At 66.5% G+C, this 15353-nt stretch carries 13 protein-coding genes; 8 read left to right on the forward strand and 5 right to left on the reverse strand.

Features of this window, described 5'->3' with window-relative positions; all coding sequences use genetic code 11:
* Positions 1 to 21: 21 nt before the first annotated feature.
* Positions 22 to 1683 (reverse strand): Na/Pi cotransporter family protein, encoded by a 1662-nt coding sequence (locus B3446_RS18130; RefSeq protein WP_191576602.1) that lies wholly within the window; start codon positions 1681 to 1683, stop codon positions 22 to 24.
* A gap of 175 nt (positions 1684 to 1858) precedes the next feature.
* On the opposite strand from B3446_RS18130, the gene B3446_RS18135 reads away from it, so the two are divergent.
* Positions 1859 to 3250, forward strand: coding sequence for an L-serine ammonia-lyase (locus B3446_RS18135; RefSeq protein WP_175124679.1), 1392 nt, complete (start codon positions 1859 to 1861; stop codon positions 3248 to 3250).
* Positions 3251 to 3315: 65 nt separating this feature from the next.
* On the opposite strand, the gene htpX is transcribed toward B3446_RS18135, so the two are convergent.
* Entirely contained in the window at positions 3316 to 4197 is an 882-nt protein-coding gene (gene htpX, locus B3446_RS18140) for a protease HtpX (RefSeq protein WP_191576601.1), read from the reverse strand.
* A 154-nt stretch (positions 4198 to 4351) separates the two neighbouring features.
* Between htpX and B3446_RS18145 the strand changes: the two genes are divergently transcribed.
* On the forward strand, positions 4352 to 5206 hold the full coding sequence (locus B3446_RS18145) for a DMT family transporter (protein WP_191576600.1): 855 nt from the start codon (positions 4352 to 4354) through the stop codon (positions 5204 to 5206).
* A gap of 37 nt (positions 5207 to 5243) precedes the next feature.
* Positions 5244 to 6095: a sulfurtransferase gene (locus B3446_RS18150; protein ID WP_291383842.1), complete on the forward strand. Its 852-nt coding sequence runs from the start codon at positions 5244 to 5246 to the stop codon at positions 6093 to 6095.
* 49 nt (positions 6096 to 6144) lie between these two features.
* On the opposite strand, the gene B3446_RS18155 is transcribed toward B3446_RS18150, so the two are convergent.
* Positions 6145 to 6714: a phosphonate degradation HD-domain oxygenase gene (locus tag B3446_RS18155; RefSeq protein WP_175124676.1), complete on the reverse strand. Its 570-nt coding sequence runs from the start codon at positions 6712 to 6714 to the stop codon at positions 6145 to 6147.
* Positions 6715 to 6766: 52 nt separating this feature from the next.
* The gene (locus tag B3446_RS18160) at positions 6767 to 7630 is read right to left on the reverse strand and encodes a LysR family transcriptional regulator (RefSeq protein ID WP_191576683.1); all 864 of its coding nucleotides are present in this window, start codon (positions 7628 to 7630) and stop codon (positions 6767 to 6769) included.
* Positions 7631 to 7776: 146 nt separating this feature from the next.
* Here B3446_RS18160 and B3446_RS18165 point away from each other — a divergent pair, with 146 nt between their 5' ends.
* The 5 genes from B3446_RS18165 (at position 7777) to B3446_RS18185 (ending at position 13861) form a co-directional block, all read left to right on the forward strand.
* Entirely contained in the window at positions 7777 to 8850 is a 1074-nt protein-coding gene (locus B3446_RS18165; protein ID WP_191576597.1) for a putative 2-aminoethylphosphonate ABC transporter ATP-binding protein, read from the forward strand.
* Positions 8828 to 10642 (forward strand): putative 2-aminoethylphosphonate ABC transporter permease subunit, encoded by a 1815-nt coding sequence (locus B3446_RS18170; RefSeq protein ID WP_291383843.1) that lies wholly within the window; start codon positions 8828 to 8830, stop codon positions 10640 to 10642. Before B3446_RS18165 ends, B3446_RS18170 begins: the two co-directional genes overlap by 23 nt.
* 18 nt (positions 10643 to 10660) lie before the next feature.
* A complete protein-coding gene (phnX, locus tag B3446_RS18175; RefSeq protein WP_291383844.1) occupies positions 10661 to 11491 on the forward strand; it encodes a phosphonoacetaldehyde hydrolase in 831 nt (276 codons plus the stop codon).
* Between the two features lie 128 nt (positions 11492 to 11619).
* Positions 11620 to 12642 (forward strand): putative 2-aminoethylphosphonate ABC transporter substrate-binding protein, encoded by a 1023-nt coding sequence (locus B3446_RS18180; protein ID WP_291383845.1) that lies wholly within the window; start codon positions 11620 to 11622, stop codon positions 12640 to 12642.
* A gap of 88 nt (positions 12643 to 12730) precedes the next feature.
* Complete coding sequence (locus tag B3446_RS18185; protein WP_291383846.1) at positions 12731 to 13861, forward strand: TIGR03364 family FAD-dependent oxidoreductase; 1131 nt, start codon at positions 12731 to 12733, stop codon at positions 13859 to 13861.
* Between the two features lie 115 nt (positions 13862 to 13976).
* Here the strand turns inward: B3446_RS18185 and B3446_RS18190 are convergent, their stop codons facing one another.
* Positions 13977 to 15122, reverse strand: a complete 1146-nt coding sequence (locus tag B3446_RS18190) for an aromatic ring-hydroxylating oxygenase subunit alpha (RefSeq protein WP_175124670.1) — start codon at positions 15120 to 15122, stop codon at positions 13977 to 13979.
* Between the last annotated feature and the right edge of the window lie 231 nt (positions 15123 to 15353).

Here is a 15353-nt window from a genome sequence, read left to right on the forward strand (position 1 = left end):
AGCGCGCGCGGCGTGGGGGCTTTAATTCCCCGCTTCGCGCAGGCGGCTTGGCAACAGTTCTCCGTGGCGCGCCAGGAGCGGATACGCCGCCGCGCCCACCAGATGCGAGTTGATGCCCTTCATATCCCGCAGGATGTCCAGATACAGCGCGCCGACTTCCGCCGCGTCCACCTGGCCCGACTTGATCTTCTGCAGGTGCGTGTCGGCGGCCTGGGTTTCGATCGTGCGGAAACGCGCTTTTTCGCCGGCCAGCGAACGCGCCTGGCGCAGGTCGTCGTTCACGAAGAGGGCGGCGGCCGTGCGCTGGTTGGCGATGAGCTGGCCCAGCGTGTCGTCCAGGCTAGCGCGTTGCTCGGGCGAGAACGTCCATCCCTGCTTACGCAACTTGGCGACGTGGCTGAGCAGCCCATGATGAGCGATATCGCCAGCGTGACCGATGTTGCTGGTGAACGCCAGGATGTCGTCGAGCCGCTGGATGTCCTCGCGGGTCATGTTTTCCTGGTCCAGCGTCGCCAGGTACGTCGTGATGGCGTTTTCCAGCTTGTCCAGCGCGCCGTCGAGCTGGCGCGCCTGCACCATGCGGTGGCGGTTGTCACGCTTGAAGCCCGCCCGCGCGTAGAGCAGCAGCGTCTGCAGCATGTCGGCCATCCGCAGGGCTTCGCGCGCGGCGTTGCCCAGCGCGACCGCCGGCACGTCGTGCGCCCATTCGTCCAGGTATTGGGGCCGCGACGGGTCGTTCGGGTCGGCGCGCTTGGGCAGCCAGCGGGTGAGGAGGGCGGCGTACGGGGTCAGGATCGGCAGGAAGACCAGCGCGATGACCACATTGAACAAGGTGTGGAAGTTGGCGACCGCGCGGGCGGGGTCGCGCGCCAGGTCGCTCATCCAGGGCTGCAGGAGCGGCAGCAGCAGCAGGCCGGCCAGCACGCCCAGCACCCGTGTCAGCAAATTGCCCAGCGGCAGGCGGCGGGCGGCGGGGTCGTCGCCGGTCACGCCTTCGATCATCGGGTTGATTGCCGTGCCCAGGTTGGCGCCCAGCACCAGCGCAAATGCCACATGTGGCGCCACCATGTTGTGGCTGGCCAGCGACATCACCAGCACCACCACGGCCACGCTGGAGTGCGCCGCCCAGGTGAATGCCGCGGACAGCAGCACCGCAGCGACGGGCTGGGTCGCCAGCGCGTCCAGGACCATGCCCAGCATGGGCGCGGTCTGGAAGGGGGCAAAGAGTTCGACGAGCTGGTGCAACGACAGCAGCAACAGGCCCAGGCCGATGAAGACACGGCCCAGGTCGCGGGTGCGGCCCGGCGGGTAGCGCCGGAACATCCAGACGCCGGCAAGGATCAGAATCGGCGCCAGCTCGGTCAGGTCGAAGGACAGCAGCTGGACGATCAGCGTGGTGCCGACGTTGGCGCCCAGCATGGCCGCCAGCGCGGGCACCAGCCCGACGACGCCGCCCGCGGCAAAGCCGGTAATCATCAAGCCGGTGGCGGTGCTGCTCTGCAATGCGGCCGTGATGCCCAGGCCGGCAAAGAATGCCCGCAGCCGCGTGCCAAGGGCGCGCCCCAGCGCCGCGCCCAGTGCCGCACCAAACGCGCGTTGGACGCCCGTTTGCACCATGTGCACGCCCCAAAGCAGCAGCGCCACGTAGCCGGCGAAGTCAAGCAGGGTAATGAGTCCAGACATCCAGGCGTTTTTCCGTTCTTTTTATGACAAGTAATAATTCTGTAATGATCGCATGCCCCGGCGGGCTTTGACACCCGGCGCGAAGATACAGGATACGCCCGGCGGGGCTTTGCTGCGTACGCCCGGGGCTACGCGTATCATTGCCTGATCATTTGTGGATGTCTTGGAGTTTGGCGTGGCCGTTTCCGTTTTCGATCTGTTCAAGGTGGGTATCGGCCCGTCAAGTTCCCACACCGTGGGTCCGATGCGGGCGGCGCTGCTGTTCGCCCAGGGCCTGGAGCGGGACGGCCTGATTCCGCGGGTCGCCAGCGTGCGGGCCGAACTGTACGGATCGTTGGGCGCCACCGGCAAGGGCCACGGCACCGACAAGGGCGTGCTGCTGGGGCTGATGGGCGAGGCGCCCGACACCGTCGATCCGGCCGCCATCGCCGGTATGGTCGCGTCCGTGCGCGCCAGCCGCCAACTGCCGTTGTTGGGCAAGTACCCGCTGCCCTTCGTGGAAAAGGAACACCTGATGTTCTATCGCCGCGAAGCCATGGCCGAACACCCCAACGGCATGAAATTCCACGCCTTCGACGCCGACGGCCAGAGCCTGCGCGAGGCGCGCTACCTGTCGGTGGGCGGCGGCTTCGTCGTTACGGCGGGCGCGTCCAACAGCCAGGTCATCGCCGCGCACGACCAGTTGCCGTATCCGTTCCGCATGGGGCGCGAGCTCTTGGCCATGTGCCAGGAAAACGGCATGACCGTCGCGCAGATCATGATGCAGAACGAGCTGACCTGGCGCGAAGCCTCGGAAGTCAACGCCGGTCTGGACCGGATCTGGCAGGTGATGCAGGACTGCGTGGCGCGCGGCTGTGGCATCAACTATCCCGAGGCGGACGGCGAGCTGCCCGGTCCGCTGCGCGTGCGCCGCCGTGCGCCCGAGCTCTATCGCAATCTCACGCAGCGCGCCGAGCGCACGCTGTCCGACCCCCTGTCCGTCATGGACTGGGTGAACCTGTACGCGATGGCCGTCAACGAAGAGAACGCCGCTGGCGGGCGCGTGGTCACCGCGCCCACCAACGGCGCGGCGGGCATCATCCCGGCGGTGCTGCACTATTACGATCGCTTCGTGCCGGGCGCCAACCGCGATGGCGTGCGCGACTTCCTGCTGACCGCGGCCGCGATCGGGCTGCTGTACAAGTACAACGCGTCGCTGTCGGGCGCGGAAGTGGGCTGTCAGGGGGAAGTCGGCGTGGCCTGTTCCATGGCGGCCGGCGGATTGGCGGCGGCGCTGGGCGGGTCGGTGGAGCAGGTGGAAAACGCGGCCGAAATCGGCATGGAGCACAACCTGGGCCTGACCTGCGACCCGGTCGGTGGTCTGGTGCAGATCCCCTGTATCGAGCGCAACGCCATGGCCTCGGTCAAGGCCGTCAACGCCGCCCGCATGGCGCTGCGCGGCGATGGCCAGCACTACGTGTCGCTGGACTCGGTCATCAAGACCATGCGCGAAACCGGCGCCGACATGAAGACCAAGTACAAGGAAACGGCGCGGGGCGGGTTGGCGGTGAATATCGTCGAGTGCTGATCGGGCGCTGTCCACACACGCAAAAAAGCCCGCCGAAGCGGGCTTTTTTTGTGGCCGGTGACCGATCAGATCACGCGAGCATTCTGCAGCGCGGCGATGCGGGCCGGGATCGGCGGGTGCGAGGCGAACATGGCTGCCAGGCCGCCCTTGCCGGTGATGCCGGACGCTTCGAAGGACTTGGGCAGTTCGCCCGGTTCCAGGCCGCCCAGGCGGGCCAGGGCGCGGATCATCGGTTCGCGGGCGCCCATCAGGTGGGCCGAGCCGGCGTCGGCACGGAATTCGCGCTGGCGCGAGAACCAGGCCACGATGATCGAAGCCAGAACGCCGAAGATGATTTCACAGACCAGCACCGTGACGAAGTACCCCGGGCCGATGCCGCGTTCGTTCTTGAACACGACGCGGTCGATGAAGTAGCCGACCACGCGCGCCAGGAAGATGACGAAGGTGTTCACCACGCCCTGGATCAGGGTCAGGGTGACCATGTCGCCGTTGGCGATGTGCGCGACTTCGTGCGCCAGCACGGCTGCGACTTCTTCTTCGGACATGCTTTCCAGGAGGCCCGTCGACACGGCGACCAGCGAGTCGTTCTTGAATGCGCCGGTGGCAAACGCGTTGGGGGCGCCTTCGTAGATGGCGACCTCGGGGCGGCCGATGCCGGCGCGGTCTGCCAGTTGGTGGACCGTGTCGACCAGCCAGGCTTCGCGCTGGTTGCGGGGGGCGTTGGGATCCAGCACCTGCGCGCCGGTGCTCCACTTGGCCATCGGCTTGCTCATAAGGAGCGAGATGATGGCGCCGGTGAAGCCGACCACGACCGAGAAGATCAGGAGCGCGTTGAAGTTGATCCCGTTGGCCGTGATGACACGGTCCACGCCCAGGATGCGCAGCGTGGCCGACAGCACGAGCATGACGGCCAGGTTGGTAATGACGAATAGAACAATGCGTTTCATGTTTTTTTATTCCTCTGCGAGCGGCAAATACCCGGATTTCGACATCGCGGGGCCTCGCCAGTTCCCCGACTCGCCGGCTCCGCTCCGGGTGACGGAGAGTATAGTATCGCTTTCCCTTATTCCATCCCCCCCTTTTCCCTTAGCGTAGACCCGCATGCAGGCACTTTGGATGTTGGTGGCGTCCGCCATGTTCGCCATCATGGGGTCGTTCGTGAAGCTCGGCACCGAACACGGCGCGTCGCTGCCGCAGGTCGTGCTCTTTCGCGGCCTGCCGTCGGTGATCCTGCTGCTGATCTGGGCGCGCGCCGGCCGCCAGTCCATCATTCCCACGAGCTGGAAGCTGCACATCTGGCGCAACCTGTCCGGCGTCACGTCGATGTGGCTGGGCTTTTTCGCCATCTCCCATTTGCCTTTGGCCACGGCCACGAGCCTGAACTACACGGCGCCACTGTTCATCGCCTGTTGGATGCTGGGGTGGGGCGGGGCGCAACGTGATCCGGTGCGGATCCTGGCCGTGGCGCTGGGGTTCATGGGCGTCATTGCCGTGCTGCGGCCCAGCATCAACGAAGACCAGTGGCTTGCCGCCCTGCTCGGCATGGGGGCGGGCGCCATGTCCGCCATCGCGATGATGCAGATCCGCCAGCTGGGCCGCATCGGCGAACCCGAGTGGCGCACCGTTCTGTTCTTCTCGGTCGCGGTGTGCGCGTCCAGCGGCGCTGGACTGGCGTTTGAAGGCTGGGGTTACGCGGACTGGACCGGTTACCTTTCGCTGCTGGGCGTGGGCGTCGCGGGGCTGTTTGGCCAGTTGGCCATGACCCGGGCGTTCGGCATGGGGTCGGCGCTGCTGACCGCCGCCCTGCAGTACAGCACCATCATTTTTGCGGCGCTGATCGGCATGGGCATCTGGGGCGACCATCTGGACGCCGTGGCCTGGGCCGGCATGGGTCTCATCATCTTCGCGGGCCTGCTGTCGGTGTGGCGCACCATGCGCGATCCCAAGCCGGTCTGAACCCAGCATCCGCCGAATTCCACAGGAGCCCCCTCGCATGACGACGACCCTGATCTCCGCCGCTGACCTGGCCGCGCGTTTGGATATGCCCGACGTGCGCGTGTTCGATGTGCGCCACGACCTGACCAACCATGCGGCGGGCCGCCAGGCCTATGACGCCGGCCACATTTCCGGCGCCCGCTACCTGGACCATGAAACCGAGCTGGCTGCCGCGAAGACGGGCAAGAACGGCCGCCATCCGCTGCCGGACCGCGCCCAGTTCGGCGCGCTGATGGCCGCCCACGGCGTGACCCCCAGCACGCTGGTCGTGGCGTACGACGCCAGCGGCGGCATGTATGCGGCGCATCTGTGGTGGATGCTGCGCTGGTTGGGCCATGACCAGGTCGCCGTGCTGGACGGCGGATGGCAAGCCTGGACGGCCGCTGGCCTGCCCGTCAGCCATGACGCGGCGCCCGCCGTGCAGCCGGGCAAGCCGGCCGAGCCAGGCGCGCCGCTGGCCGGCACGGTGGACGCCCAGACCGTGCTGGCCAACATCGCCCGGCCAGCCTTCACCGTGATCGACGCGCGTGCCGCCAACCGCTACCGCGGGGAGGTCGAACCCATGGACCCGGTGGCCGGCCATATCCCCGGCGCGCTGAACCGTCCGAACGGCGAAAACCTGCAGCCGGATGGCCGCTTCAAGTCAGCCGACGCGCTGCGCGCGGAGTTCGGCGCGCTTCTGGCGGGGCGCGATCCGGCGTCCATCGTCCACCAGTGCGGCTCGGGCATCACCGCCTGCCACAACCTGCTGTCGATGGAAATCGCCGGCCTGTCCGGTTCGCGGCTGTATCCGGGTTCCTGGAGCGAATGGTGCAGCGACCCCGCCCGGCCGGTGGCCAAGGGCGAATGAACGACAAAAAGCCAGGGCATACACCCTGGCTTTTTTCATGGGCGAGCAGTTACCAGACCGCGGCCAGCTTGACGCGGCCGGACACGCTTTCGGCGATTTCCAGGAAGTGATCGAGCGGCGGCGTTGCCAGTCCGGGCACCTTGGCCATGTCGTCCCAGCGCCGCAGGCGGATCGCGTCGGGCGCGCCAGGCATGCTGGCGAAGTCCACCGCCTGGCCGGCGTCGAAACTGCCGCCCTGCAGCGCCAGGCTGCGGCGCGAATCCTCGGACAGCCTTGCTTCGTATTGCGGCTCGACATAGCAGAGGTAGCGCTTGGCCTCGACGTGCAGGCGGATGGGATCCAGCACGGCGGCGCTGAACAGTCCGCGCAGGAAGGGCAGCACGAAATACTGGTGCTTGTCGTCGATGCCGCGCAGCGTCGGCGTGCCGGGCCGGTCTGCGATCAGGTGGCCCAGGTCATGCAGGAGGCACGCCGTGATGAGATGGGCGTTAGCGCCGTTCTGTTCGGCCAGCGTCGCCGTCTGCAGCGCGTGCCGCAGATGGCTGACGGATTCGCCATGATAGGAACGGTGCCCGCGTTCCAGAAACAGCTGTTCGATATCCTGCAGGGTCAAGGCCATGGTTGTCTCCTGAGTGGCCGCAAGGGGAAGAGGCGGGCAGTGACCGCAACGGTCAGCCGGCTGCCGGCGCCATCTCCAGAAAGCGCGCGATAAGCTGCACCGGTTGGCGCTCGCGCAGGCAGTACAGGTACTCATTCATCACGATGCCGGCGTCTTCGATGTCGAGGGCCGCCAGATCGGGGTGGGACGGGATTTCGCGCGACGGGATCAGGCTGATGCCCAGTTCGCACAGGATGGCTTGGCGGATCGACTCGCGACTGCCAATCTCCAGCGTGCGGCGCACGGTGACGCCGGCGGCGTGCAGCGCCTCTTCAGTCAGCTGGCGCGTCATGGAGCCCGGTTCGCGCAGCAGCAGCGCATAGTCCGCAAGATCGGCCAGCCGCACCTGCCCACGCCGGGCCAGCGGATGGGTGCGGTGCACCACCACGCGGATCGGGTCCGCGGCGATCTTGCGCCGGTACAGATGCTTGTCATCCATCAGAAAGGAAGACGTGGCAATCTCGATGCGGTAATCCTGCAGCGCCCGGAGCATCGACTGCGAATTGCCGATCGTGACGGTCAGGTCGATGCCGGGATAGCGCTGGTTGTAACGCCGCACGGTATCCATGATGTAGTACGGGCCGGTTGCGCCGATGCGCAGGTTGCCCTCGCGCAGATCACTCGCATCGCGCAGCCGGAAGTCGATCTCGGTCTCTTGCTGCACCAGCTTCTCGACCATCGGCATCAGGTTCTGCCCGGCGTCCGACAAGCGCATGCCGCGCCCCTGCCGGTGGAACAGTTCGATGCCGTAGCGCGATTCGAGCTGGCGCAGCTGCCCCGTCACCGTGGGCTGGCTCACGCCCAGTTGGGCGGCGGCCTTGGTGACGGTTCCGCAGCGGGCCACGGCATAGAAGGATTTGAGTTCGGCGACGAGCACGATCGGGGGGCGAAGGTTGGACGCAATGCGCAAGACCGCCAGTACACCAAAATAATTTGATGTTTTTATTACTGCATTTGCGCGAAGTGTCATAAACGCTCAATACGCCGATTCCATACTGCCTTCGTTCCCAGACCGGAGGCCTCATGCCCCAACGCGATACCGCCTTTCTCTCCGTGCAGAATCTCGTCAAGCGATTCGGCACCCACACGGCGCTGGCCGATGTGTCGCTGGATATCCGCGCCGGAGAGCTGGTGTGTCTGCTGGGGCCGTCGGGTTGCGGCAAGACGACGCTGCTGCGCGCGATTGCCGGGCTGGAGCGCCAGGACAGCGGCACCATCGTGCTGTCGGGGCGCGACATCTCCCACGCCGAGCCGCAGGCCCGCGACTACGGGATCCTGTTCCAGTCCTATGCGCTGTTTCCGAACCTGACCGTGGCCCAGAACGTGGCTTACGGCTTGAGCGGCAAGCGCGCCCATCGCAGCCACGTCGCCAGCCGCGTCGAGGAAATGCTGACGCTCGTGGGTCTGGCAGGCGCGTCGAACAAATATCCCGGCCAGATCTCGGGCGGCCAGCAGCAGCGCGTGGCGCTGGCGCGGGCATTGGCGCCGTCGCCGTCCCTGCTGTTGCTGGACGAACCCATGTCCGCGCTGGATGCGCGGGTGCGTGAACACCTGCGCATCGAACTGCGCGCGCTGCAAAAGCGCCTGTCCATCACCACGCTCATGGTGACGCATGACCAGGAAGAGGCCATGGTGATGGCCGACCGCATCGCCGTGATGAACGGCGGCGTCATCGAACAGTACGGCACGCCGCGCGAACTGTATCGTCAGCCGGGATCCGCCTTCATCGCCGATTTCGTGGGCGAGGCCAACTGGCTGCCGTTCGAACGCATCGACACCCACCGCGCCCGCGTGGGCCGCCAGGAGCTGGCGGTGGACGCCGCGCTGAACGCCGGGTCGGGCAAGCTTTTCGTGCGGCCCGAGGCCGTGCGCGTCAGCATGGCCAAGCCGGAAGAGCCGAACGCCATGCTGGCCGACGTGCTGGACGGCGTGTTCCTGGGACGCAGCTATCGTCTCGCTCTGCGCCTGGAAGGCGTGCCCGGCGCCACGGTCCATTCCATCGTGTCCCCTGAAACCGGAGACGCCCTGTTGGGCGCTCACGCTGCCGGCCGCTGCTGGGTGGAGCTGCCGCGCCATGCGATACGCGCCTACGCTTGATCCGGCCGTGAACAATTCCCGAGCCATCGGCCAGGCCGCTGCGGTTTCCGCTGCGCCTGCGGTTCCCACATCCGCCGCCGCGCCGCTGCCCGCCTTGGGGCGCCGCCCGTTGCCCGCGTGGATCGGCGCGCTGGGCCTGGCGCTGGGGCAGGGTGGCCTGGCGCTTGGCCTTCTGCTTTTCCTGGCGTTGCCCTTGGCGGCGATCCTGCTCAAATCGGTTACGGACGCCGACGGCGGTTGGGCGGGCCTGTCGGTCATCGCCAGCATCATCGGCGCCGACGGCTTCATGGACATGGTCGGGCGCAGCCTGGCGGTGGGCGTCGTGACGACCCTGCTGGTGGTGCCGTGCGCGTACGGTTTTGCCTATGGCCTCACCCGCACCCGGCTGCCGGGCAAGGGCCTGCTGCGCACGATCGCGCTGCTGCCGCTGCTGGCGCCGTCGCTGCTGCCTGGCATTGCGTTGGTCTACCTGCTTGGCAATCAGGGCCTGCTCAAAGGCCTGACCGGCGGCGCCACCATCTACGGCTTCTGGGGCATCGTCGTCGGCGAGGCCTTCTACACGTTTCCGCATGCGCTCATGATTTTGCTGACCGGCCTGGCGCTGGCAGACGGGCGCCTGTATGACGCGGCGCGCGCCATGGGCGCGGGTCCGTGGCGCACCTTCATGACGGTCACGCTGCCCGGCACGCGCTATGCGGTGTTCTCGGCCTGCTGCGTGGTGTTCACGCTGACCGTCACGGACTTCGGCGTGCCCAAGGTGGTGGGCGGCGATTACAACGTGCTGGCGATGGAAGCCTACAAGGCGGTGGTGGGGCAGCAGAATTTCCCGAAGGGGGCGGCGATTGGCATCCTGCTCCTGCTGCCGGCGCTGCTGACCTTCGTGCTGGACCGCCGCTTGCGTGCCCGTCAGGGCGCCCAGATGAGCGGGCGCGCGCAGCCTTACGCGGCCGGCGTGAACGGCCGGCGCGACGCGGCGTTCCTGGCGCTGGCGGGTGTGATGGCGGCCTTCCTGCTGCTCATCATCGGCGTGGCGGTCTGGGCCTCGTTCGTGAAGATGTGGCCGTACAACCTGTCGATGTCGCTGCGTTCGTACGACTTCGACAACATGGACGGTGGCGGCTGGCTCGCGTGGCGCAACAGCCTGCAACTCGCGTTCTGCACCGCGCTCGTCGGAACCCTGGTGGTCTTTGTCGGCGCGTGGATGATGGAGAAGGTGCCGGCCCGCGGCACGATGGCGCGCGGCCTTCGCGGCATGGCCGGCATGCTGGCGCTGATGCCGATGGCCGTGCCGGGACTGGTGCTGGGCCTGGGCTACATCTTCTTCTTCAACAGTGTGTCGAACCCGCTGAACGTGCTGTACGGCACGATGCCGCTGCTCGTGTTGTGCACGGTGGTGCACTTCTATACCAGCGCGCACCTGACGGCCGCCACCGCGCTCAACGCGCTGGACCCGGAGTTCGAGGCCGCCTCCGCATCGCTCAAGGTGCCGCGCCTGACGACCTTCCTGCGCGTGACGCTGCCGATGTGCCTGCCCGCGGCGCTGGACGTGGCCCGCTACCTGTTCGTGTCCGCCATGACGACCGTGTCGGCGGTGGTGTTTCTGTACAGCCCGTCCACGGTGCTGGCCGCCGTTGCGGTGCTGAACATGGACGACGCCGGCTTCATCGGCCCGGCCGCCGCCATGTGCACGGTCATCATGGCCAGTTCCGCCGTCGCCGCGCTGGTGCTGCACCTGGCGAGCCGCGCCCTGGTGGCGCGCACCCAGGCCTGGCGGCGCCCGGCGTCCCGCTGACCGATCATTTTTTCCTGGATGACTTTCATGACTGTTCAACCATTGCCCGTCTGCCTGGAAGCGGTGATTTTCGACTGGGCCGGCACGCTGGTCGACTTCGGTTCCTTTGCCCCCACCAAGGTGTTCGTGGATGCGTTCGCGCAGTTCGGCATGGACGTGTCGCTGAAAGAAGCGCGCGGCCCGATGGGCATGGGCAAGTGGGATCACATCCGCACGCTGTGCGACCAGCCCGCTATTGCCAGCCAGTACCAGGCTCGCTTCGGCCGCCAGCCCAGCGACGACGACGTCACCGCCATCTACGAGCGCTTTCTGCCGATGCAGCTGGAAAAAGTGGCGCAGTACTCGGCCGCCATTCCCGGCGCCGCCGACGTGATGCGCGCCTTGCGCGAACGCGGCCTGAAGATCGGATCGTGCTCCGGCTATCCCGCCAGCGTGATGGGCCGCGTCGTGGAGCGCGCCGCCACCGAGGATCTGACGCCCGACTGCATCGTCGCCAGCGACGAAGTGCCCCGTGCGCGTCCCGCGCCCGCGATGGCCTTGAAGAACGTGGTGGACCTGGGACTGTCCGACGTGGCCGGCTGCATCAAGGTCGACGACACCGCGCCCGGCATCGAAGAGGGCCGCCGCGCGGGCATGTGGACGGTGGGGTTGCTGCTGTCGGGCAACGCCGCGGGCCTGACGCTCGACGAATACAAGGGCCTTTCCGAAGCCGCCCGCGACGCAGCGCGCGACGCCGCCCACGCTGAGCTGGATCCGGCCGGCCCGCATTACCTGATCGACACGGTGGCCGACCTGCCCGCCGTGGTCGACGACATCGAAGCCCGACTGGCGCGAGGCGACCGCCCCTGAACTAGACGCTTGCCGCCCGGCGTCCCGGGCCATCCATAGACCTTTGACTCACCACGATCCGCAGCCGGCAGCCGCCGGCCGTGGGGACCTCGTTCACCCTGCTTTTCCGCTCACTCACGGAGTTGTTCATGAATCGCTACAAGCTGCTTGCACTGGCCGCCGCCCTGACGGGCGTGATGAGCGCCGCCTCGGCCGAGACCACGCTGACCGTCTACACGGCGCTGGAAGCCGACCAGATCAAGGCCTATCAAGCGGCCTTCGAAAAGGCCAATCCCGACATCAAGATCCAGTGGGTGCGCGACTCCACGGGCATCATTGCCGCCAAGCTGCTGGCCGAAAAGAACAACCCCAAGGCCGACGTGATCTGGGGCCTGGCCGGCACCGCGCTGGGCCTGATGGACAAGGAAGGCATGCTGCAGCCCTACGCCCCGAAGGGCCTGGACCAGATCGCCGCCAACATGCGCGACGCCGAGGCCGAACCGGCCTGGGTCGGCATGGACGGCTACGCCGCCGCCATCTGCTTCAACACGATCGAAGCCGAAAAGCAGAAGCTGCCCAAGCCGACGTCCTGGCAGGACCTGACCAAGCCGGTGTACGCCGGCAAGATCGTCATGCCGAATCCGGCCTCGTCCGGCACGGGCTTCCTGGACGTCAGCGCCTGGCTACAGATTTTCGGTGAAGAGAAGGGCTGGGCCTACATGGACGCCTTGCACAAGAACATCGGCTCGTACACGCACTCGGGCTCCAAGCCGTGCAATATGGCTGCCGCCGGCGAATTCCCGATTGGCATCTCGTTCGACTACCGCGCCGCCAAGCTGAAGGCCGACGGCGCCCCGGTCGAAGCCGTGTTCCCGTCGGAAGGCCTGGGCTGGGAAGTCGAAGCCACCGCCATCATGAAGGGCACCAAGAACCTCGACGCCGCTCGCAAGCTGGCCGACTTCTCGGCAAGCCGCGAAGCCAACGAGCTGTACAAGGCCAACTTCGCGGTGCTGGCGATCCCGTCGATCGCGACCGCCAATCCCAACCTGCCGGCCGATCTGACCTCGCGCATGATCAAGAACGACTTCACGTGGGCTGCAACGAACCGCGACCGCATCATTGCCGAGTGGACGAAGCGCTACGACGGCAAGTCCGAGCCGAAGAAGAAGTAATTCCTGACCCATCGCGGCGGCAGCGCGCCGCCGCGCATCGGGAGGCCCCCGGAGGCTTCCCCGACATTCCTCTCGCAGTAGTTCAAAAATGAAGACTTACGACGTAATCGTGGTGGGCGCGGGCATGCTCGGCATCGCGCATGCCTGGGCGGCCGCCAAGCGCGGCCTGTCCGTGGCCGTCATCGAGCGCAGCCGCCAGGCGCACGGCGCGACGATCCGCAACTTCGGCCAGGTCATCGTGACGGGCCAGGCGCCCGGCACGATGCTGTCGCACGCGCAGCAGTCCCGCGAGCTGTGGCTCGATCTGGCGGACAAGGCGGGTTTTCATGTGCGTGCCAATGGCGCGCTGGTGCTGGCGCGCAATGCCGACGAGGCCGACGTGTTGCGGGAATTCGCGGACATGCGGCTGCGGCAGGAAGGGTACCGCGCGGAGCTGCTTTCCGCGCGCGACGTCGCGGGCCTGTACGGCGGGCAGCTTGCGCATCACTGCATGGCGCTGCGCGGCCTGGACGACCTGCAGATCTATTCGCGCGAGGCGCTGCCGGCCATCACGCACTATCTGCAGTCCTCGCTGGGCATCGACTTCATCACGGGAACCCTGGCGCGCGTCGTGGAAAACGGAGAAGTCAGCACCTCGGCCGGGGACTTCAAGGCGTCGCATGTGTTCGTGTGTCCCGGCCACGATTACCTGACCCTGTTGCCCGAACAGTTCGCGCCGCTGAACCTGGAAGTCACGCGCCTGCAGATGCTGCGTGCGGTGTTCGACGGCCCGGCCATCGCGCTGGACAGGCCGCTGCTCACTGGCCTGTCCTGCGTGCATTACGGCGCGTTCTCGGACCTGCCGACGGCGCAGACGCTGCGCGGCGTGATCCAGGCTCGTACGCCCATGCTGCTGGAAAACGGCATCCACCTGCTGATCAGTCCCACGCCGTACGGCGAACTGATCATCGGCGACTCGCACCAATACGGGCAGGACGCATTGCCATTCAACGACGAAGCCGTCGACAACGCCATGTTGGATCTGGCCTCGCAGGCGCTGGGCGCGCGGCTGCGCGTGGTCGAGCGGTGGCAAGGCGTCTACGGCGCGCACGGACCGGCGCCGTTTTCCGTGATGCCGGTGGACGCGGCGACGACGGTGGCGGTCATGCACTCCGGCGTGGGCATGACGGTGGGACTGGCGATCGGGGAACGGACGGTGGCGGGCGTTACTGGACGCTAAACCCGGACGCTAACCCCGGACGCTGAACCGCACAAGCCGTTGGACGGAAAAAGGGCCTTGCGACTCTTGAAGAATGTCGCAAGGCCCTCTGTCGTGCGGGCTGAAGCGGTGGGGACTACACCGACTGCATGATGCGGCGGTACCACTCGTGAAAGTGCTGCATGCCGTCTTCCATGGGCGACTGGTAGGGGCCGGTCTCGTTCACGCCGCGCAGCATCAACGCCTTGCGGCCTGCGTCCATGCGTTCGGCGATCTCGTCGTCCTCGATGGCCGTTTCCATGTAGGCCGCGCGCTGCGCCTCGACGAACTCGCGCTCAAACGCAGCGATTTCCTCGGGGTAGTAGAACTCCACGACGTTGACCGTTTCCTGCGGACCCTTTGGGTACAGCGTGGACAGCACCAGCACGTGCGGATAGAGCTCGATCATGTGGGTCGGGAAGTACGTGACCCACACGGCGCCGAAGTCGGGGGCGTCGCCTTCGCGGAACGACAGCAGGCGATCGTGCCACTGCTTGTACACGTCCGAACCCGGCTGCGCCAGCGCGTTGTGCACGCCCACCTTCTGCAGGCTGTACCAGTCGTTGAACTCCCAGGTCAGGTCGTCGCACGTGACGAAGCGCCCCAGTCCGGGATGGAACGGGCCGACGTGGTAGTCCTCGAGGTAGACCTCGATGAAGGTCTTCCAGTTGTAGTTGCACTGATGCACTTCAACGTGGTCCAGCACGTAATCGCCGAAGTCGAACTCGGGGCGACCGAACAGCGGCGCCATGTCGGCGGCCGGATCGCGCGGGCCTTCGAAGAGCAGCCCGTGGCAATCGCGCAGGCGGAACTTCTGCAGGTTCATGCAGGGCGTGGTTTCGAACTGCGGCGCGCCCAACAACTCGCCTTGGTTGTTGTACGTCCAGCGGTGCAGCGGGCAGACGATGTTGCCGCCGGTTGCCTTCAGGTTTCCATGCGTGTTGCAGTTGCCGGCCACGTTGCCGGCTTCGCCACCAAGCATCAATGCCTGACGGTGACGGCAGACATTTGAGATGAGTTCGACGCCATGCTGGTTGCGAACCAGCGAGCGCCCTCCGTTTTCCTGGACCAACGTACGCCAATCCCCGATTTCGGGCACCAATTTCTGGTGGCCGACGTACAGCGAGGATTGCTTGAAAATGAGTTCTTGCTCGCGGGCAAAGAGGGCTTCGTCAAAATAAGCGCTGACGGGTAGCTGGGTGCGAGCTGGCACGACATGTGCCATCCGACCGATGTCGGTCATGATTCCCTCCGCTCGGATAAAAAAGCCAGGACGGTTTGAGCCTTGCCAGGCGCTTTTGTTCAAGTCCAGGTCCCTCGCGGTGTGTGCCGGGGGCCTAGTTCATGAATTCGAGCCTGGTTGAATCCGTACTGGCGCGAAGAAAAATCGGTGTCTGGCCGATCAAATAAGCCGTGAATTGTACCCCAAGGGCTTGTGCGATGCCCGTCGCAAAAGGCCAGGCCATGCGCGTGA

This window comes from Achromobacter sp. UBA5777 (assembly GCF_002418565.1).
Classification (GTDB): Bacteria; Pseudomonadota; Gammaproteobacteria; order Burkholderiales; family Burkholderiaceae_B; genus Achromobacter; species Achromobacter animicus.

What these genes read in the sequence shown, in the direction of transcription:
- B3446_RS18130 (WP_191576602.1), bottom strand. Translation starts at nt 1,683, where the DNA reads ATGTCTGGACTCATTACCCTGCTTGACTTCGCCGGCTACGTGGCGCTG.
- B3446_RS18150 (WP_291383842.1), top strand. Translation starts at nt 5,244, where the DNA reads ATGACGACGACCCTGATCTCCGCCGCTGACCTGGCCGCGCGTTTGGAT.
- htpX (WP_191576601.1), bottom strand. Translation starts at nt 4,197, where the DNA reads ATGAAACGCATTGTTCTATTCGTCATTACCAACCTGGCCGTCATGCTC.
- B3446_RS18155 (WP_175124676.1), bottom strand. Translation starts at nt 6,714, where the DNA reads ATGGCCTTGACCCTGCAGGATATCGAACAGCTGTTTCTGGAACGCGGG.
- B3446_RS18145 (WP_191576600.1), top strand. Translation starts at nt 4,352, where the DNA reads ATGCAGGCACTTTGGATGTTGGTGGCGTCCGCCATGTTCGCCATCATG.
- B3446_RS18170 (WP_291383843.1), top strand. Translation starts at nt 8,828, where the DNA reads ATGCGATACGCGCCTACGCTTGATCCGGCCGTGAACAATTCCCGAGCC.
- B3446_RS18185 (WP_291383846.1), top strand. Translation starts at nt 12,731, where the DNA reads ATGAAGACTTACGACGTAATCGTGGTGGGCGCGGGCATGCTCGGCATC.
- B3446_RS18190 (WP_175124670.1), bottom strand. Translation starts at nt 15,122, where the DNA reads ATGACCGACATCGGTCGGATGGCACATGTCGTGCCAGCTCGCACCCAG.
- B3446_RS18165 (WP_191576597.1), top strand. Translation starts at nt 7,777, where the DNA reads ATGCCCCAACGCGATACCGCCTTTCTCTCCGTGCAGAATCTCGTCAAG.
- B3446_RS18180 (WP_291383845.1), top strand. Translation starts at nt 11,620, where the DNA reads ATGAATCGCTACAAGCTGCTTGCACTGGCCGCCGCCCTGACGGGCGTG.
- phnX (WP_291383844.1), top strand. Translation starts at nt 10,661, where the DNA reads ATGACTTTCATGACTGTTCAACCATTGCCCGTCTGCCTGGAAGCGGTG.